The sequence below is a fragment of the Geothermobacter ehrlichii genome, assembly GCF_008124615.1.
Taxonomy (GTDB): domain Bacteria; phylum Desulfobacterota; class Desulfuromonadia; order Desulfuromonadales; family Geothermobacteraceae; genus Geothermobacter; species Geothermobacter ehrlichii.
Genome location: NZ_VNIB01000009.1, coordinates 94,518 through 114,152, shown reverse-complemented (window position 1 = coordinate 114,152; position 19,635 = coordinate 94,518). Strand labels below are relative to the sequence as shown.

Here is a 19,635-nt window from a genome sequence, read left to right as displayed (position 1 = left end):
GGCCGGGCACTGTCGCACCAGTCTAACAATCCCCGGCATCAAGTCAACAGCAACCTTCCGCCCGTTAATCCTCGCGGCGCAAGGCCTGCAGTACCGCCTCGGCATCGGGCACGACCTGACCACCCGATCGCAGAATCGCATGCAGCCGCTCCCAGGCCCGGCCGCCGGTATAGTCCCGGTCGGCGCGGGGATCGACCAGCAACACCGGTATCCGCCGTTCCACGGCCTGGCGGGCGATTTCGAGCACCGCCAGGTTGCCGGGGCCCCAGACCGTCGGCGCCACCACCAGCGCCCCCGCCCGCCGGCAGAGTTCGCCGGCCGCCTGCAGGGCCGGTTCCGAAACCGGACAGAAGGACTCCACCAGCACCGTCTCCAGCCCGATCGCCGCCGCCAGTTCCTGGTCGGAATCCCCCCGGTTGAGCGGACCGACGCTGATCTCGGCACCGGCCAGATGCAGCCGGCGCAGCAGTTCGCCGCCGCTGCCTCCGCCGCAGAGCAGATGCACCCGCGGCAGTCCACCGCCATCCCCCCTGCCGCGTCCGACCGGATAGGCGCGCGGCGCGCCGGTGTAGGGATTGCGCTCGACCTTCACCTCGACCCGGAAGGCCCGGCGCAGGTTGGCCGAAGTAAAGACCTCGACCGGCGTTCCGAGCGCCACCGGCATCCCGTCCCCGGCCAGCAGCAGGATACGGTGGGAGGTTTCGGCTGCCAGGTCGAGGTCGTGGGAGACCTGGATCACCGTCGTCCCCTGCTCCCGGTTGAGGCGTACCAGCAGCTCGGCGATCTCCAGCCGGTGATCGAGGTCGAGCTGACTGGTCGCCTCGTCGAGCAGCAACACCGGCGACTGTTGGGCCAGGGCGCGCGCCAGCAGCACCCGCTGCAACTCGCCACCGCTCAGGTCGGTGACCTGACGTTCAGCCAGCTGCAGGGTGTCGGTCAGCGCCATCGCCTTCTCCACCGCCCTCCGGTCGGCCTGGGTCGCGCCGAAAAATCCGGCACGGCGGGCGAAACGGCCCATCGCCACCAGCTCCCGTACCGGGTAGGGAAAGGGAACCTGCGGCGACTGGGGGACCACCGCCGCCAGCCGGGCCATCGCCCGGCGCCCCAGCCGGCAGGCCTCCCGCCCCTGCCAGAGCACCCGTCCCGCCGCCGGCTCGAGAACCCCGCGCAACAGGCGCAGCAGGGTCGACTTGCCGCAGCCGTTGGGACCGAGCACGGCGAGAATCTCCCCCGGCCCGACCTCCAGATCGAGGCCGCGCAGCACCGGCTGCCGGCCGTAGGCAAAGTGCAGCCGCTCGACCCGGATCATTCCCCACCTCCTTGTCGGCGGCGCAGAAGAAAAAGAAAGAAGGGCGCGCCGATCAGGGCGGTGACCACCCCGACCGGAATTTCCGCCGGCGCCAGCAGGGTGCGCGACAGGGTGTCCGCCAGCAGCAGAAAGACCGCCCCGAGCAGAGCCGAGGCCGGCAACAGAAGGCGATGCGAGGCGCCCCAGAACAGCCGCGCTACATGGGGGACGGTCAGGCCGACAAAACCGACCAGCCCGGCCATGGCCACCGCGGCGGCGGTCAGCCCTCCGGCGGCGGCGAACAGCAGCAGCCGCGCCCGGCCGACCTCGAGACCGAGATCGGCAGCGGTCTCTTCCCCCTGGGTCAGCAGGTCGAGGGCTCCGCACTGGACCCAGAGGGCGCAGAAAGCGGCACCAACCCAGAGCGCGGCCCAGGGCAACCAGCCGGGATCGGCCAGGGCAAGATTGCCGGCCAGCCAGAAGACCGCCGTCCGCACCGGATCGGCGGGCGCCATCCAGAGCAGAAAGAGCAGCAGTGCCGAGGCCAGGCTGCCGACCATGACCCCGGAAAGAATCAGGGTGTGCGGCGAGCCGCTATGCGCCTGGGCGACCCAGTAGACCAGCAGCAGGGCGCCGGCGGCGCCGGCAAAGGCTGCTGCCGGCAGCAGCAGGGGAGACGAAAAGCCAAGAGTCAGAGCCGCCACCGCCCCCAGCGCGGCGCCGCCGGAGACACCGAGAATGTAGGGATCGGCCAGGGGATTGCGCAGCACCGCCTGAAAGGCACTTCCGGAAGCCCCGAGAGCGCTGCCGACCAGGGCCGCCAGCAACGCCCGGGGCAGGCGGATCTTCAGTACGATGGCGGCCAGGGTCGGAGATGCCGGACGGCCCAGCAGCACCGCCAGCAGCTCGGCCGGAGAAAGGGCTCGCGTGCCGGCAACCAGAGACAGCAGCAGGGCCAGGCCCAGGGCGACCAGCAGCAGCGGCAGCCAACCACGGGGGGATCGCAGATTCACGGCTGCACCTCCGCCTGCAAGGAAACGGGATCGATGCCGTGGAAGGCCGCGGCCAGAGCGACCAGACCGCGCCCGAGACGCGGCCCCGGACGATGGACCCAGTCGGGATTGATGCTGACGATGCGGCCGGTCTTCACCGCCGTCAGTTCCGGCCAGGCGGAGAAGAGGCCGGCGGGATCGGGGGTGCCCGGATGCGGCGAAACCACGATCACGTCCGGGTCGGCGAGCAGCAGCGCCTCGCTTCCCCAGGTCGGATAGCGGCTGACGCCGGCGGAAACCACATTGACGCCGCCGGCCGCCTCGATCAGGTCGCCGACCAGGGTTTCGGGACCGGCCACGGTCAGCGGCTGCATCATGACGCAGAACAGAACTCTTGGCCGGGACTTCCCGGCCACCGCGTTCCTCACCCGCGCCACGGTGGCAGCCAGCTCGCCGGCCAGCTCCTCGCCGGCGGCCGCCCGGCCGGTCACCCGGCCGACAGCGCGGATCATGGCCAGGGTTTCGTCAAGGCCGCGCGGATAGACGACATAGACCTTCAGGCCGAGCCGCTCCATCCGCGCCAGCAGGTTCGGGCCGGCGACATCGGCCGAGACGAAAACCAGGTCGGGCTGCCGCTGCAGCACCGCCTCGAGACTGGGATTGGCGTAGCCTCCGACCTTCGGCTTGCTCCGCGCCGCCTCGGGCCAGTCGCAGAAGCGGGTGACCCCGGCGATCCGCTCATCGAGACCGAGAGCGAAAAGGATCTCGGTCACCGCCGGCACCAGCGAAACGATGCGCCGCGGTTGATCCGGCAGTTCGACCCGGCGCCCCACGGCATCGGTCCAGACCGCGGCCCGGGCCGCCACTGGCGACAGCAGACAACAGATCAGCAGGCTGACAAGGACGATACGCTTCACGGAAAACCTCGGATTCCCCCCGGCAGACTGCCGGGGGGATCATTGTACGCAGAAACGGAGGGAGGCGCAAAATGTCACAAAACCGGCGGGAGCACCCGCCATGCGCCTTACTTAATTCCCCCCCACGAACCCTCCAAGGCGGTCGAGAAGTATTCGCATGCAAGGCGTCTCTCGCCTGAAGGAGTGAGGTGTAGCGGCAGCTACTCCGCAGCGACTGAAGGCGGGAGCAACGCAGCAGGCGGATGCTTATCGGCCGCTCTGCTCAGAAATAGGCCGTCACCCCCGCAAACAGCTGACGCGGCGGCATCGGATAGCCCGGATTCTCCTCGTATCTTCTGTCGAGCAGGTTTTTCACCGTGATCCTGGCATCGAAGGTAACGCCGTTGTCGAGCACGAAGGGGCGGGAAAGGCTGGCATCCAGCACCACGAAACCGCCGGTGGCGCGCGAGGCGCCATAATACTTGAGGTAGCGGCCGTCGAGCCGCAGGCGGGCCTCCCGCACCGGGCCGGCCTCCAGGTAGAGATGGGCCTGGTGTCGGGTCCGGTTGTCGAGAAAACGGTCCGTGGCGCGATCCTTCGGGTAGAGATAGGTGTAGTTGGCGCCGGCCTTGAGCTGCTCGTGCAGCTGCAGGTCGAGCTCCGCCTCGGCGCCCCAGATCCGGGCCTCGTTGACGTTGACCGGACTCCAGACGAAACTGCTGTCCATGCGCCAGTCGATCAGGTCCCTGGCGTCACGCCGGAAGACTGCCAGGGAGAGATTGCCCCGCTCGCCCAGTCCCTGATCGAGGGCCAGCTCGTATTCCCAGGCGGTTTCCGGATCCAGGTCAGGGTTCCCCCTGGCGAAGCTGGTCGTCGGCCAGTAGCGGTCGTTGAGGGTCGGCGCCCGGAACGCCCGGCTGACCGAGGCCCGCAGCCGGGCACTTTCGGTCAAACTGAAGAGCGCCGCGGCCCGGGGGCTCCATTCGTTGCGAAAATCGGAGTGGGCGTCGTAGCGCAGCCCCAGCAGCAGCTTGACCCATGTGGCCGCCTGGAGCTCGTATTGACCGAACAGGGACCAGCGGTCCTCCTGTTGCCTGCCGCTGGCGGTGGAATCGAGCCGGTCACGATAGACGTCGCCGCCGACCAGCAGGCTGCCAGGACCGCCGTTCCAGCCTGCCGTCAGCTCGCTGCCGTAGGTTTCGACGATGTGGGTGTCGTCGACCGGCGTCCAGGCTCCCGGGTCCTGGTAATCGTTGCGTCGCCGCTCGTAACTGCCGCGAACAGTGAGTTCAATCGGACCGGCCGGACCGCTCAGGCTCAGGTCGGCCAGGGTGTTCTTGTCCTGCTGGCGTGCCCGGGGACTGGGCCAGGAGGTGGAGCCCGGCACCCCGTTCTCCTTGTCCAGGTGGAAGGCGGACAGCCGCAGATCATAGCCGCCACCCAGCTCAAAACCGAGCATGCCGTTCAGGTTGCCCTGCTCCAGGTCGGAATTGGTCCGGTAGCCCCGGGAGCGGTCCAGACCGGCGGCCAGCCGATAGCGCACGCCCTCTTTTCTGGCCGAGGTCGACAGGCTGATACTGCGGCTGTCGAAGCGGCCCTCGCTCCAGCTCAGGCTGGTCTGCGGCTCGCTCTCCGGCTCGCGGGTGAAGATCTGGATGACCCCGCCCAGGGCACTGGTGCCGTAGAGGGCCGAGGCGGGGCCGCGCAGCACCTCGATCCGCTCGATCTCGTCCAGCGCCACCGGCAGGTTGCTCAGGTTGAACTGGCCGCTTTGCGGCGAATTGAGCCGGATGCCGTCAAGCAGCACCAGCACCTGAGCGCCTTCCGAGCCGCGGATGCTGGGGGTGGCGATGGCGCCGGCCGGTCCGCTGCTGGTGATCTGCAGACCGACGGCGTCGCGCAGCACCTCGTCCAGGCGGGTGGCGCCGGTGGCGGCGATCTGGTCGGCAGTGATCACCGTCACCGAGGCCGCCAGCTGCGACTTCGGCTGGGCACTGCGGGTGGCGGTGACCACCACCGGGTCCAGTACCACGGCGAAGCCGGCTGCCGGTACGGCGACCCACGCCATCAATCCGAGAACAAGGGCGAGCCCACGTCGTTTCATCTCTTGCCTCCTTCTGCACGGGTTGTCCCCGAAAACGGCAGCAGGCATCAAGAGGCGCCAAAACGACAGAAGCCCGCGCCTCCCTGCGGAGTGCGCGGGCTTCTCGTTTTCGAAGGACCGCTTTGCCCACCCTCCCGTTCCCGAGGAGGTTGTCGTGGGGGCGTCCATACCGGCAGGTCTTCTGGCTCGCGAATCATCCTCCGGGCCGCCTTCCCGATCCGGTACGGATCAGTGGCCTTTGGCCCTTCGTCCTCGCTCACAGCGGCGGGTCCGCGGGGGATTTGCACCCCACTTCCCTCCCCGGCCCGACCGGGGTCGGTCCGGGGGCCCTCGCGGGCACCGGTGGACAGCTATGCACAATGTCGGCAAAGCAATACGGTGACCGGGGACATGCTGTCAAGAAAAAAGGCGCCCGGCCCGCTCAGAGAATCCGCTTGCCGAACAGCGAGGCGGTCAGGGAGACCGCCAGCCGGGCGGTACGGTTGCGGTCATCGAGAATGGGATTGATCTCGACAATGTCGAGGGCGGCCAGGCGGCCGGTATCGGCGATCATCTCCATCACCAGCTGCGCCTCGCGGTAACTGAGGCCGCCGGGCACCGGCGTGCCGACCCCCGGCGCCTCGCGGGGATCGATGGCGTCGACATCGAGACTGACATGCAGCCGGTCATAGCCGGCCAGCCGGTCCAGCGCCTCGCACATGACCTGTCCCATGCCCCGCTCGTCGATATCGCGCATGGTCAGGGCACAGATGCCGCTGGCGCGGAGGCGCTCCCTTTCCGCCGGATCGAGGTCGCGGACACCGAGCAACACCACATCCTCGGCGCGCAGCCTCTTCCGCGAACCGCCGATGCCGACCAGCTCCGGATCCCCCTCGCCGAGCAGCGCCGCCAGGGGCATGCCATGCACGTTGCCGGACAGTGACGAAGCCGGCGTGTTGAAATCGCCGTGGGCGTCGATCCAGAGCAGCCCGACCCGACCGGCGTCGCTCGAACCGGCCACCGACCCCATGGCGAGGGAATGGTCGCCGCCGAGCACCACCGGCATCCGGCCATCCTTCCGGGCCTGCAGGCAGGTGCGGTAGAGCATGTCGCAGACCTGGCGAATCGCCTTCCGGTAGCGTCCGGGATCGGCGGGATCAAGGCTGTCGCGCACCGGCACCGGCAGGTTGCCGGCGTCGACCACCTCGTGGCCGAGACGGCGCAGCTCGGTGGCCAGACCGGCGTACCGCAGGGCGCCCGGGCCCAGATCGACGCCGCGCTGGCTCTGACCCAGGTCCATGGGCACGCCGATGATCTGCACCCGGCGACCGGCCATCATCCCTCCTTCAGGTTGTTCCAGAGATTGACCATGAAATCCTGAACGTTGGTCAGAATCGCCTGCGCCTGGGCCGAACCGCGGTTGGCCAGCTTGTCGGCGGAAAACTCGGTCATGTCGACGATGTAGAAGAAGACCGGCCGCACGCTGCCGTCCTCCTCGATCCGATAGCTCGGCACCATGTTGCCGAAGGCGATGGAATGCAGCTGGGTAGCCAGAGCCATGACGGTGGTTGCCCGCCGGGCGTGCACCCGCATGGCGTCCTGCGCCTGATAGACGTCGGCGATCACCTCCGGCAGCGGTCCGTCGTCCCGGATGGAGCCGGCCAGCACATAGGGCACCCGCTTTTTCTCGCAGGCATAGATGATGCCATCCTCGATCTTCAGCTGCTCGATGGCGGCGGCGATGGAACCGGCCCGCCGCACCTCGTTGAGAATGTCGAGATGGTTGTAGTGGCCGAGGGGCTGCAGCTCCTGGGAATAGATGTTCTGCCCCAGGCCGGTACGGAAATAGGCCCCCTCGAGGTCGTGGGTGGCCAGGGCGTTGCCGGCCAGCAGGGCGTGGCAGTAGCCGGCCTCGATCAGCCCCTGCATGGCGGCGCGGCTGTCCTGGTCGAAGGCGACGGCCGGGCCGAGCACCCAAACGATGTAGCCATGGTCCCGGTCGTGCCGCAGCACCTGGTAGAGCTCGTCGTAGCTGCGGGAAAAGGGGGTCTCGCGGGTGCCGCGGGAGCGGAAGACGAACTTGTCGGTCGCCTCCTGTTCCGCCGAGACGAAACCGTCGGTGTGGACATAGATGCCCTCCTCCCCGTTTTCGGTCCGGCCGACCACTACCTGCTGCCCCTTTTTCACCCGGCGCGGCTCCACCACTTCCAGCCGCCCGCCGTCGAATATCAGCACCGAATCCATGCGGCTTTCGGGAGCGAGAACCCAGCGGCCACCGCCGAGGTGGACGTATTCGGGGTGGTTGGAGGTGCCGTGAAAGTTGCGCGGCACCACACCGTCGGCCGGCGCCGGTTCGGTACGCACCACCGGCGCCGAAACGAGCTCGGGCCGACTGAAATCGGGATGCCTGTAACGCGGAATCAGCTCGGACATGTCGCCTCCACAGTCGATATCGCTTTAAGTGCGAAGTTTCACCAACATACCAAATACGGCTGCTTCAACATATTGGATCTTGGGCGGCCCTGCCCCAAATGACTCACGTTGCAATTAGTCAATCTGATCACGGAGAGAACCGAAACAGGCCTTGTTTGCCATCGCCGCAGCTTCTATGCTTGTCTTTTGTGGAACATGCTCCACACTCTGCGACGGCAATGAACCCCTCCCCCAAATTGAGCGAAAATTCATGACCGCGTTCAATCATACCAAAACCATCGTCTGGGGCCAGATCGGCATGCTTGGCCTCCTTTTATTGCTGCTGCTCTGTTTTTCTTCGGGGTTGGACCCTTTCTGGGTCAGCCTCTCCTTCGTCCTGCTGGTGGCCTATCATCTTGCCTCGACTATTTTACTCGGCAGTCGTCCTTACCGATCACCGCTGCAGGCCTGGATACATTTAGGCTGTTACCTTCTTCTATGCTCTTTCCTGCTCTGGGCAACAACCCGCCCCGACGAAGAAAGCCTCTTCTGGTTCGTCTCTTTGCTGCCTATTGTCATGGCCGCCAGTCGGCTCAGTCTTGCCGGAACGACTCTGGTGGCAACTGTAGCCGGCTTGGCCTACTTTCTTCTGCTGCCTGAAGGTTTTATCATTGCCAGCGACTTCTGGGTTGAATTTCCGGAATTCGTCCTGATCTGCGTTACCTACCTTTTTGTCGGGCTATTGGTGCAAACCCTCTCCAGCGAAGCTCGCAACCAACTGCAGCGGCAACAGGATCTCAATCGTGAACTATCGATACAGAAAAACGAATTGTCCCGAACCCTGGCTCAACTTTCCACCGCCGAGCAACAGCTCAGACGCCGCGATCGACTGGCTGCGCTGGGCGAAATGGCTGCCGGGATAGCTCACGAAATCCGCAATCCACTCGGTATCATAACCAGCACAGCTCAACTGTTACAGAACCGAAAACAAATCGGCCATAACACCGAAGAATTGCTAAATATTATTCGAGAAGAATCGACTCGGCTGAACAAGTTGATCAACGATTTTCTTGCCTTCGGTCGCGATACGCACCCCAACCTGCAACCCTGTGATCTCAAAGAATTGGTCGCCAGAACAGCAGACGGTTTTCAGCAGGTCACCGAACAGGCCGGGGTAACATTGCGGCTCAACACACCCAACACCGTCACGGCCAGAGCCGACGGCGACATGCTGCGACAAGTGTTGTTGAATCTGCTTCTGAACGCAGTTCAAGCCTGCAGCCCCGGACAGGAAATTACTATCAGCCTGGATCAGACTCCGGCCAAAGCTCTCCTTCAAGTCGCCGACACAGGCCACGGGATAGATCCGAAATTGCACGATAAAATTTTCAATCCGTTCTTCACCACACGTGACAAGGGAACTGGATTGGGCCTGGCCAACGCCCACAAGTTAATTGAAGCCCAAGGAGGGGAACTCCATTTTTCCAGCACCCCTAATCGTGGGAGCGTTTTCACCATCAGCCTGCCGCTAGAGGAGCACGACGATGAACCACATCCTGATCGTTGAGGATGAAAAAAACTACCGCCTGGTTCTGGGCGAACTGTTGCGGGATGCCGGTTATCGGGTGAGCCTGGCTGAGAACCCCTTTGCAGCCCTCGAACTGCTTTCGCGGGAAGGTGTTGCACTGATTCTCTCCGACCTGAAGATGCCGCAGATGGATGGCCTGGAATTTTACCGCAACGTGGTTGACCACTACGGGAATCTGCCGTTTATCCTGATGACCGCCTATGCCACGGTGGAAACGGCTCTCAAGGCCCTCAAGGCCGGTGTCCACGATTACCTTTTGAAGCCGTTCAACAACGACGAAGTGCTGCTGGTCATCCGCCAGGCCCTGGAACATTTCCGTATCCAGATCGAAAATCAGGCACTGAGACGCCAACTGGAAAAGTCATACGGCCGGGAACTGGTCGGCGAAAGTCCCAGCGTCCGTCAGCTGCAAGAACAGATCGCCCGCATCGCGCCAGCCCCAAGTCCGGTTCTGATCTGTGGCGAGAGCGGCGTCGGCAAGGAACTTGTCGCCCGTACTATCCACCGTTTCAGCCATCGAAACAATGGCCCCTGGGTTGTCGTCAACTGTGCAACATTTCCCGAGAATTTGTTGGAAAGTGAACTTTTTGGACATGAGCGCGGGGCTTTCACAGGAGCAACCGAGCGCAAAAAGGGGCTGGTGGAAATGGCCGACGGAGGTAGCCTGTTTCTTGATGAGATCGGTGAACTGCCATTGGTCATGCAACCCAAATTGCTCCGCTTTCTGCAGGAAAAATCTTTTCGCCGGGTCGGCGGAACAATTGAATTGCAGGCCGATGTGCGTCTCATTACCGCCAGCAACCGCGACCTGCGCGCAATGGTTGCCGCAGGAACCTTTCGCGAAGACCTCTACTATCGATTGAATGTCGTTGAACTGGTCGTGCCACCCTTGCGTGAACGGATCGCGGACATCCCGCTGCTGGCCCAGTATTTTTTACAGAACCTGGCAGCGGATCTGAATCACAACGTAACGGGGATTTCACCCACGGCCATGGAACTGTTAAAAAATTACCACTGGCCTGGGAACATCCGTGAGTTGCGCAACACTATCGAGCGCGCTCTGCTGTTCTGTAACGGATCCCAGTTGGAACCGGACGATCTGCCGGCCGAATTGTTTGCCGATGCGGATGGTTGCACTGTAAAAACAGACCGGTCGATGCCTGCAATCACGGCTGGCGAATCGCTGCGGGACTTCCTTGAAAAAGCCGAGAAAGCCGCTATCCACAATGCCCTGATCGAGGCCCGCGGCATCCAGGCACAGGCGGCCAGAAGGCTTGGCATCAGCCGCAGCAACCTGCAGTACAAACTGAAAAAATATCATCTGGGCGACACGTAAAAATTCCTGGCCCTCTTCCCGGACAACCTCCACCATCACGTACTAATTTTTATACACAAAAGCAACAAGCAAAGCGCCAACCAGCTGAAATCACGGCTATATCACTTATGGCAGACAACTTGCGAGGTCCTCTTCCCAAAATCCTCCATCGATCTCGGGAAGGTGCCGCATGTCGTACCGTTTCTTTGTTGTCCGCTTCAAACCCCTGCTGAACCTCTCACTCTTCTATCTGCTTTTGTCGGCACTGTTGCGGTTGGTCTTGTGGAAAGTTTTCGGCCCAACGGGTGAGGTCGGCTGGGTCGCGCTGCCCGCTATCCTGCTGGTTGGATTTTTCAACGATTTGGTTGTCCTGGTCTTTCTCAACCTGCCGGCCAGTATCTACCTGGGGGTTATGCCTGACCGTCTGGCCCGCAGTCGCCGGCACCAGCGACTGTTTGCCTTCATCGTCTACCTCAGCCTGTTCGGGCTCATCTACCTTGCCCAGGTCGAATTTTTCTTTTTCGACGAATTCAATGCCCGTTTCAACCTTGTCGCCGTCGATTACCTGATCTATCCCCGCGAGGTGCTGATCAACATCTGGGAATCCTACCCGATTCTCCGGTTCCTGTTGATCGACGGTATCCTGGCAATGTTGCTGACCTGCAAACTCTGGCCCCAAATACGTTCGGCCTTCAGCAAGCCCTGCTCCCGGCGTCGTCGGATGGTGGTCATCGCCTGCCACCTGACACTGCTGTTGCCGGCCCTTTGGTTCTCGACCGACAGTTTGGATTTTTCCACCAACCGGGTTACCAAGGAGCTGACACACAACGGCATCAGCAGCCTGTTCAAGGCCTTTCACACCAACCAGCTCAACTATGACGTCTACTATCGCACCCTGCCCAAAGAACAGGCTTTTGTACTGACCCGCACCCAACTCAAGGGGGATGGCAAATTCGTCGACGACAAACTCGACAACCTCAATCGCAGGCATCCGGGTCGCGGCGACGGCCTCGGCCTGCTGAACGTCGTGGTGGTGGTCGAGGAATCCCTCAGCGGTTCATTCACTGGACTGTTCGGCAATCCGGACAGGCTGACCCCCAATATCGACCGGCTGGCCCGGAAGAGCCTGTTCTTTACTCGCGCCTACGCATCCGGCACCCGCACCGTCCGTGGCCTGGAGGCGATCAGCTGTTCCTTTCCTCCGATCCCCAGCGAGGCTATCGTCAAACGTCCTGGCAGCGAAAATATCGCCAACTGGGGCAAGGTCATGAAACAGCACGGCTACCAGGTGAGTTTCCTCTACGGTGGTTATGGCACCTTCGACAACATGAACCACTTCTTCAGCAGCAACGGCTTCGCCATCAGCGACCGGACCGATATCCCCAACCCCTCCTTCGCCAATATCTGGGGGGTTGCCGACGGCGATCTGTTCAACCACGCCCTTGACTACTTCGACCAACAGGCCAAAAAGAACAAACCTTTCTTTTCCATCATCATGTCAACCTCCAATCATCGCCCTTACACCTTTCCCAATGGCATCCCGGGTATCCCTGCCAAAGGCGGAGGGCGCGGTGCCGGGGTACGCTATGCTGATTACGCCCTCGGCCACTTTCTGCAGAAAGCCAAGAACCATTCATGGTTCGACAACACCCTGTTCGTAATTGTCGCCGACCACTGTGCCCGTCTCAGGGGCCGCGCCGATGTGCCGATCGCAAACTACCACATACCTCTCCTCTTTTACGCCCCAAAACACCTGGAAGCTGGGCAGGTGGATGCCCCCATCGGCCAGATCGACATCGCCCCCACGGTCCTCGGCTTGCTCGGGCTTGATTACACAGCCCCCTTCTATGGCATTGATGTCCTCCATCAGCAAGGCGACCTCCTCCAACAGCATCCGCTGCTGCTCAACCACAACCACGACGTCGCCATGTTAGTCGATGACCGGATGGTTGTACTCGGCCTGCACAAGACGGCAGCGCTCTATCAGTACGACTGGGTCACGAACACCCAACGAAAGCTTGCAGACGATCCACAACTGTTCGACCTCGCCGCCGCCATCTATCAGAGCGCTTATGAGCTGTTTACATTCAGGCATTATCGTTGACCGGGAGTATCTCCGCACGCAGCGACATGGTCGATACCGGATTTCTCGGCGCGAAACGCACCGGGCAGAACAAAGTGTGTTATCGTTCACTAGCGACAAGCTGTTAAAGCAGGCTGCGACCGGACAAAGAACACCTTGGAATCATTTATTGATTTGAATTTGCGGGGGATCAGATGAACAAAATTTCCTTTGTCATTCCCGTCTACAACGAGGAAGAAAATCTACCGCAACTCTGGGAACAGATTGCCCGCGTGACCGCTCACCTCAACGTCGACTTCCAGCTGCTGTTTATCGATGACGGCAGCACCGACGGCAGCCTCGATCTCATCCGCGACCTGGCGGCGCGCCATCCGCAAATCGGCTACCTTCACCTGGCCCGCAACAGTGGACAATCGGCAGCGCTCTATGCCGGCTTTCAGGCCGCCGATGGAGACATCATCGTCACCATGGACGCCGACCTGCAGAACGACCCCGCCGACCTGCCGGAGATGCTGCGCTACTATGGCGAATACGACATGGTGATCGGCTGGCGCCACCAGCGACAGGACTCACTGTCGAAAAAAATCGCCAGTCGCATCGGCAACGGTTTTCGCAACTGGCTGACCAACGAAAACATCCACGATACCGGCTGCTCTCTCAAGGTGATGCGCGCCGATATGCTCAAACGGATCAAGATGTTTCATGGCCTGCACCGCTTCTTGCCCACCCTGATGCGCCTGGAAGGCGCCCGAATCAAGGAGATCAAGGTCAATCACCGCCCCCGGCTGTACGGAACTTCGAAATACACCAACCTGCGGCGCGGCATCGAAGGCTTTTACGACGTCATAGCTGTTCGCTGGATGCAAAAACGCCATCTGAAAATCGAGATCGGGGAACGGCATGTCTAAAAGCGAAGGCGCGATTCTGGTTCTCGGATTCACCGGACAAGCGCTCTTTTTCATGCGTTTTCTGGTGCAGTGGCTCTATTCGGAAAAACACAAGCGCAGCCTGATTCCAACCGCGTTCTGGTATTTCAGTCTTGGCGGAAGCAGCCTGCTGCTGGTCTACGCCATTATCCGCCGCGACCTGGTCTTTATCGTCGGCCAGTCGACCGGTTTCAGCATCTATTTGCGCAACCTGTATCTGATCGCCAGAGAACGCAGGGAAAAACAGAAAAATGCCCAAAACGATCAGTAACCGTTTCCTGTTACTGTTGTTATGCGGCTATGCCGTCCTGTTGCTGCTCCCGGCCGGCTCCATGCCACTGATGGAGAGTACCGAGGCGCGCTATGCCGAAATTGCCCGCGAGATGGTCGTCAGTGGCAACTGGCTCGAGCCGTACTACAACGGCATCAAGCATTTTCACAAGCCTCCCCTGGCCTATTGGGCCGTCGCCGCTGGCTTCAAGCTGTTCGGCATGAATGATTTCGGCGCCCGTTTTTTCGGCGTGCTGGCTGCGGTTGTCGCTGTCTGGTTTCTTTACCGTCTTGCCCGACTGTTCCTCAAAGAGCAGAAAACGGCCCTTATCGCCACCCTGTGCTTCGGCACCTCACTGATGTTTCTGACCGTTTCCAGGCTGGCTTCCACCGAAATCTACCTGACCTGCTTCACCCTCGCCGCCCAGTATTACCTGTTTCGGCAACTGTACGGCCGACGGCACTGGTGCAACGCCCTGGGCTACGGTCTGTTTCTGGGTCTCGGTTTTTTCACCAAGGGACCGATCATCCTGCTGTTCACCCTGCTCCCGGCGCTGCTGGCCAAGCTCTGGGACCGGGATCACCGGCGGCTGTTCAGCTGGCGGGAGACGGCCCTGGCGACCGCCGTCTTCGTCCTGGTCGCTCTGCCCTGGTATCTGCTGGTGGTAACCAGGAATCCAGGATTGCTCTATTACTTCCTCAAGGTCCAGACCGTCGACCGCGTCATGACCGATCGCTTTCACCGCTATCGGCCGCCCTGGTATTTCTTCTACATTTTCCCGGCCACCTTCTTCCCCTACAGCCTGTTCTTCATTCGCGGACTCGGCAACTGGCGGCAACTGGCGCCACGGCTCAGAACCGCCCTGGTCTATATCGGCGCGCCCCTGCTGGTCTTCTCCCTGGCCAAGGGCAAACACGCCACCTATGTACTGCCCTTTTACGGCATGGCAGCGGTGCTGACCGCGGCGGTCACCGAACAGTTCCCCATGTCGCGGCTGCGTGCACTGGCGGTTCTCGCCCTGGTGCCCGTCGTCCCGGCCCTCGCCGGCGCCGGCTGGTTCTACCCGCCCCTGACCGGGGTAAAGCCCGAGTTGCTGGCCGCCGCGCTGATCACCGGAAGTCTGCTCACCATGGCTTGGCGACAACGTACAGCAAATGGTTACTGGGGCTGGCTGGCCGGATTCCTGCTGTTCTTTTCCACAATCGGCATCTGGGGGGTCGGCATCGCCGGACCGCAGATGCGCGGCTATGAACAGATGGCCATGACGCTCAACCGGCTTGACCCGCAACGCAACCTTGACGTGCTGGTCTACCAGGGGTTTCTGCCCTCGCTCTCCTTTTATCGCAACAAGCTGGTCGTCACTGCATTCGGCCCGCAACGTGAAACACAGTTCCAGTCCGAGGCGAGCTATCGCCCCTGGTATCTTGCCGACGACAGGGATCTGCGGCGTTTTCTGGCCGATCGGGACGAATTGTTCGTCGTTGTCAGCAAGGGGAATATTGAGCCCTTTACCCGCCGCCATCCCTTCAGCTGCGAACCGGTCTACGCCCAGCGAAAGCACAGCGCCTTTCTCTGCCGAAAGCGGGCAACGACGGCAACAACCCGACGCTGAGTCTTCCATCGGGAACCTTCCGCGAGGCATTGAATTCACGTATACTGCCTGCAACGCCTGCCCCAAGGAGGTTGATCACCTATGTCCACGCCACCCTGGCTCGCATTCGATCGCCACCACATCTGGCATCCCTACGCCGCCATGAACAGTGACCTGCCGCTCTACCCGGTGATCAGTGCCTCGGGTGTGCGGCTGACGCTGGCTGACGGCCGCGAACTGATCGACGGCATGGCCTCCTGGTGGTCGGTGATCCACGGCTACAACGTGCCGGAACTGAACGCTGCCGCCGAAGCGCAGCTTAAAAAGATGGCGCACGTGATGTTCGGCGGCCTGACCCATCCGCCGGCGGTCGAGCTGGCCCGACTGCTGGTCGAGCTGACGCCGGAGCCGCTGCAGCATGTCTTCTTCGCCGATTCCGGCTCGGTGGCGGTGGAGGTCGCCATCAAGATGGCGCTGCAATACTGGTACAGCCGGGGAAAACCGGAAAAGCACCGGCTGCTCACCATCCGCAACGGCTACCACGGCGACACCTTCGGCGCCATGGCGGTCTGCGACCCGGATACCGGCATGCACGGCATCTGGTCCGGCATCCTGCCCCGCCACCTCTTCGCGCCGGCGCCAAGGTGCCGCTTCGACTCCGAATGGGACGACAGCGACGTTCAGCGGCTGGAAGAGCTCGCCGAGCGGCATCGGGACGAACTGGCGGCGATCATTCTCGAACCAATCGTCCAGGGGGCCGGCGGCATGCGTTTCTACGCGCCGGAATACCTGCGGCGGGTGCGCCGCATCTGTGACCGCTTCGATCTGCTGTTGATCGCCGACGAGATCGCCACCGGCTTCGGCCGCACCGGCCGGCTGTTCGCCTGCGAACATGCCGGCATCAGTCCCGACATCCTCTGCCTCGGCAAGGCGCTGACCGGCGGCTACATGACCCTGGCCGCCACCCTGGCCACCTCGCGGGTGGCTGAAACCATCTCCGGCGGCGAACCGGGCGTCTTCATGCACGGTCCGACCTTCATGGCCAATCCTCTGGCCTGCGCCGTCGCCTCGGCCAGCATCCGCCTGCTGCTGGCCAGCCCCTGGCAAGAGCGCATCCGGCGCCTGCAGGCCGGCCTGGAAGCAGGGCTGGCCCCCTGTCGCGAATTGCCACAGGTAGCCGATGTACGCGTACTCGGCGGCATCGGGGTCGTCGAGCTGCGCTCGCCGGTCGTCATGCGCGACATCGTGCCCGCTTTCGTCGAACGCGGCGTCTGGGTCCGCCCCTTCGGCCGGCTGGTCTACGTCATGCCGCCCTATGTCATGATTGCGGAAGACCTGGCCGTCCTGACCGGCGCCATCCGCGAGGTTGTCGCCGAGACGACAGCGTGAAAAGACTGGCCTTGCGGCAACACTCTGTTATCCTTGGCAAAAGGACGACAACCTGCGACCTCCGGCCGACCGACCGGCCTCGGGGGCGCCCCGAGACCTAGGCATCCATGCTCTATCTTCATCTCTTCACCGCCCTGGCGGTCATTCTCTTCGGCGCCCTTGTCGGCGGCAGACTGGCGGCGAAACTGCGTCTGCCGCGGGTCACCGGCTACCTGCTCGCCGGCCTGTTCGCCGGTCCCTCCTTCGCCGGGATCAGCGGTCTTCCAGAGCTGATTTCCAGCGATGCCCTGGGCGAACTGGCGGTGGTGAGCAATCTGGCCCTGGCGATCATCATGGTCAACATCGGCGGCCAGTTCCGCACCGATCTGCTTCGCCGCTACCGCCGGCGGATCGTTCTCTTTTCCCTGGGTGAAAACGCCACAACCTTTTTCGCCGTCGCCCTCGGCACCCTGCTGGTCAACCAGCTGCTGCAGGTCACGGTCCCCGGCCTGACCCTGGGGCAGACCTCGCTCTTTCTCGCCCTGCTGCTTGGCCTGATCGCCATGGCCACGGCGCCGGCCGCCACCCTGATGGTCATCCGCGAATACGAAGCCAGCGGGCCGGTGACCAACACCCTGCTCACCCTGGTCGGCATGAACAACCTGGCCTCGGTCATCCTCTTCGTCGCCGCCGAGCATCTGCTGATCCATGGCACCGGCGACTGGCTGCTGCTCGTCGCCCGCCTGTTCGGGCCGATCGCCATCGGCGGCATCTTCGGCTTCGTTCTGTCGGTCTGGACCCAGCGACTCGAGCTGCGCAGCGAATACAAGATTCTGCTGCTCGGCGGCGTCGCCACCTGCGTGGCGGTCAGCGAAGCCCTGCGGCTGGACAGCCTGCTGGCCAGTCTGGTGCTCGGCATCACCCTGGCCAACAGCTCGCCCCGCTGGCACCGGCTGCTCGAATCGCTGCGCCAGATCGACTATCCCCTCTATGTGGTCTTTTTCGTTCTCGCCGGCGCCAACCTGCACCTCGAAACCCTGGGCCACATCGGCCTGCTCGGTCTGGTCTACGTGCTGGCGCGCAGCGGCGGAAAAGTCGCCGGTGCCTGGATCGGCGCCCGGCTCGGCCGCTTCGGACCGCGGGAACGGCGCTGGATCGGCATGACCCTGCTGGCGCAGGCAGGTGTAGCCATCGGGCTGGCCAACGGCCTGGCCGAAAGCTGGCCGCAGGGCGGCCAGCTGGTGCAGACGGTGGTTCTCGGCGCCGTGGTCATCTTCGAGATCTTCGGTCCGCTGGCGGTCCGCCACGGACTGGTCCACTCCGGCGAAGTGCCCCTGCTGTCGCTGCTGCAGAAGCAGGCGCCACAGGGCACCCTGGAGGGGCTGCACAGCGTGGTGCACCATTTTCGCGCTTCGCTTGGCCTGCCGGCCGGACACCAGGTGAGCGATCCGGGGGACATCCTGGTGCGTCACATCATGCGTCAGAACGTGGAAACCATCCACAACGACACCGGCTACCACGAGCTGCTGCGGCTGGTGGCCCACAGCAGTTACGACCGATTCCCGGTGGTCGATGGCGAAAATCGCTTCATCGGCATGATCGCCTATACCGAGATCCGCAACCTGCTGTTCGAGCCCGACCTGGCCAGACTGGTGGTCGCCAGCGACCTGATCACCGGCGTTCGACTGACCGTGGCGCCGGACCAGTCGCTGCGCGAAGTGCTCGATCTCTTTCACCGACACCGGGACGTCAGCTACTTTCCGGTGGTCGACCCGGACGAGCCGGATCGACTGCTCGGCATTCTCAGCCAGAACGACGTACTGGCGGCCTTCCGCCGGCTGGCGGAAGACGCCTGAAAAAAAGGCGGCCGGCCCTGTCCGGGCCGCCCGCCTTTCCTCTGCTTGCCATCGTGGCGAAAGATTACTTCTTCAGCCACGCCCTCGCCTTGGCCGCTTCCGGCGAATCGGGAAAACGCTCCACCAGCTTGCGCCAGATCACCTCGGCATTGGCCTCGTCCTTCAGGGCGCGAAAGGCCAGCCCCTGCTTGAGCAGGGCGGCGGCCACCTTCGGGTGGTCGCCGTACTTTTCGATCACGTCCTGAAACTGCAGGATGGCGTTCTCGTACTTCTTCTCGCCGTACCAGGCCTCGCCGATCCAGTAGGTGGCGTTGACCGCCAGGTGATGGTCCGGATAGCGCTTGAGGAAGTCCTGCAGGGCCTTGCGCCCGGCGGCGAAATCCTGCCCCGAGCGGATAGCGTCGAGCCCCTGCTGATAGAGATCCTCCGGGGAAAGGGTCTGCGGCGCTGGCGCCGGCGCCGGTTTGCGCGCCTCCAGGGCCGCCAGGCGCTCTTCCAGGGCCTTCACCTTGAACTGCAGTTCGTCGCGCAACGCCGCCAGCTCGGCCTCAAACCGTTTTCCGCCGGCCTGCTGCTCCTCCACCCGCCCCTGCAGGGCGAGAACATCCTGCCGGAAGGCGTCAAAATCGGCGCGCAGATCGGCCTGGGAGCGCACCACGGTTGCCAGCTGCTGCCCGCCGCCCTTCGCCAGCTCCTTGCGCAGGGCGACAACGGCCCGCTCGCTTTCGGCCAGGCGGCGTTTCATTTCCGCCAGATCGTTCTGGACCTTCTGTTGTTGCTGGGGATTGACGCAACCAGCCAGAACCAGACTCGCCAGCAGAGCGATCATTCCGAGTCGTGCCATCATTTCTGTACTCCTCAAACGAAAAAGGGGCCGCGCATCGGCGCGGCCCCCGGTTGAAGCATTTCCGCCAGGACGGACAAAAGGTGCGCCCGCCGTCACGAATCCTGGACGCTCCGACCGTC

At 63.1% G+C, this 19,635-nt stretch carries 15 protein-coding genes and 1 riboswitch; of the genes, 8 read left to right on the top strand and 7 right to left on the bottom strand.

What is annotated here, in order from left to right; genetic code table 11:
• Positions 1-64: 64 nt before the first annotated feature.
• From EDC39_RS10550 to EDC39_RS10525, 6 genes are all read right to left on the bottom strand, one after another.
• Positions 65-1,309 carry an ABC transporter ATP-binding protein gene (locus EDC39_RS10550; RefSeq protein ID WP_148896346.1) on the bottom strand — a complete coding sequence of 415 codons (1,245 nt, stop codon included), beginning with the start codon at positions 1,307-1,309 and terminating at the stop codon, positions 65-67.
• Entirely contained in the window at positions 1,306-2,301 is a 996-nt protein-coding gene (locus EDC39_RS10545) for a FecCD family ABC transporter permease (RefSeq protein ID WP_222862870.1), read from the bottom strand. The genes EDC39_RS10550 and EDC39_RS10545 overlap by 4 nt, the downstream gene beginning before the upstream one ends.
• Positions 2,298-3,197 (bottom strand): ABC transporter substrate-binding protein, encoded by a 900-nt coding sequence (locus EDC39_RS10540; protein WP_148896345.1) that lies wholly within the window; start codon positions 3,195-3,197, stop codon positions 2,298-2,300. Before EDC39_RS10540 ends, EDC39_RS10545 begins: the two co-directional genes overlap by 4 nt.
• Before the next feature lie 262 nt (positions 3,198-3,459).
• Positions 3,460-5,280, bottom strand: coding sequence for a TonB-dependent receptor plug domain-containing protein (locus EDC39_RS10535; protein ID WP_187426747.1), 1,821 nt, complete (start codon positions 5,278-5,280; stop codon positions 3,460-3,462).
• Between the two features lie 154 nt (positions 5,281-5,434).
• Positions 5,435-5,637, bottom strand: a riboswitch (cobalamin riboswitch).
• 64 nt (positions 5,638-5,701) lie between these two features.
• The gene (rocF, locus tag EDC39_RS10530) at positions 5,702-6,595 is read right to left on the bottom strand and encodes an arginase (protein ID WP_246140235.1); all 894 of its coding nucleotides are present in this window, start codon (positions 6,593-6,595) and stop codon (positions 5,702-5,704) included.
• The gene (locus EDC39_RS10525; protein WP_148896342.1) at positions 6,595-7,692 is read right to left on the bottom strand and encodes a putative NPN-dependent ornithine cyclodeaminase; all 1,098 of its coding nucleotides are present in this window, start codon (positions 7,690-7,692) and stop codon (positions 6,595-6,597) included. The genes rocF and EDC39_RS10525 overlap by 1 nt, the downstream gene beginning before the upstream one ends.
• A 250-nt stretch (positions 7,693-7,942) precedes the next feature.
• Between EDC39_RS10525 and EDC39_RS10520 the strand changes: the two genes are divergently transcribed.
• From EDC39_RS10520 to EDC39_RS10485, 8 genes are all read left to right on the top strand, one after another.
• Positions 7,943-9,238 (top strand): ATP-binding protein, encoded by a 1,296-nt coding sequence (locus EDC39_RS10520; protein ID WP_187426746.1) that lies wholly within the window; start codon positions 7,943-7,945, stop codon positions 9,236-9,238.
• Positions 9,216-10,595: a sigma-54-dependent transcriptional regulator gene (locus EDC39_RS10515; protein WP_148896340.1), complete on the top strand. Its 1,380-nt coding sequence runs from the start codon at positions 9,216-9,218 to the stop codon at positions 10,593-10,595. The genes EDC39_RS10520 and EDC39_RS10515 overlap by 23 nt, the downstream gene beginning before the upstream one ends.
• Positions 10,596-10,830: 235 nt before the next feature.
• A complete protein-coding gene (locus EDC39_RS10510) occupies positions 10,831-12,678 on the top strand; it encodes an LTA synthase family protein (RefSeq protein WP_187426745.1) in 1,848 nt (615 codons plus the stop codon).
• A 173-nt stretch (positions 12,679-12,851) separates the two neighbouring features.
• Entirely contained in the window at positions 12,852-13,565 is a 714-nt protein-coding gene (locus tag EDC39_RS10505; protein WP_148896338.1) for a glycosyltransferase family 2 protein, read from the top strand.
• Complete coding sequence (locus EDC39_RS10500) at positions 13,558-13,854, top strand: lipid-A-disaccharide synthase N-terminal domain-containing protein (RefSeq protein WP_148896337.1); 297 nt, start codon at positions 13,558-13,560, stop codon at positions 13,852-13,854. Before EDC39_RS10505 ends, EDC39_RS10500 begins: the two co-directional genes overlap by 8 nt.
• Complete coding sequence (locus tag EDC39_RS10495) at positions 13,835-15,466, top strand: ArnT family glycosyltransferase (protein ID WP_148896336.1); 1,632 nt, start codon at positions 13,835-13,837, stop codon at positions 15,464-15,466. The genes EDC39_RS10500 and EDC39_RS10495 overlap by 20 nt, the downstream gene beginning before the upstream one ends.
• An 81-nt stretch (positions 15,467-15,547) precedes the next feature.
• Positions 15,548-16,834 (top strand): adenosylmethionine--8-amino-7-oxononanoate transaminase, encoded by a 1,287-nt coding sequence (bioA, locus tag EDC39_RS10490; protein WP_148896335.1) that lies wholly within the window; start codon positions 15,548-15,550, stop codon positions 16,832-16,834.
• 107 nt (positions 16,835-16,941) lie between these two features.
• On the top strand, positions 16,942-18,669 hold the full coding sequence (locus EDC39_RS10485) for a cation:proton antiporter domain-containing protein (RefSeq protein WP_148896334.1): 1,728 nt from the start codon (positions 16,942-16,944) through the stop codon (positions 18,667-18,669).
• A 64-nt stretch (positions 18,670-18,733) separates the two neighbouring features.
• On the opposite strand, the gene ybgF is transcribed toward EDC39_RS10485, so the two are convergent.
• Entirely contained in the window at positions 18,734-19,516 is a 783-nt protein-coding gene (ybgF, locus tag EDC39_RS10480; protein WP_148896333.1) for a tol-pal system protein YbgF, read from the bottom strand.
• Between the last annotated feature and the right edge of the window lie 119 nt (positions 19,517-19,635).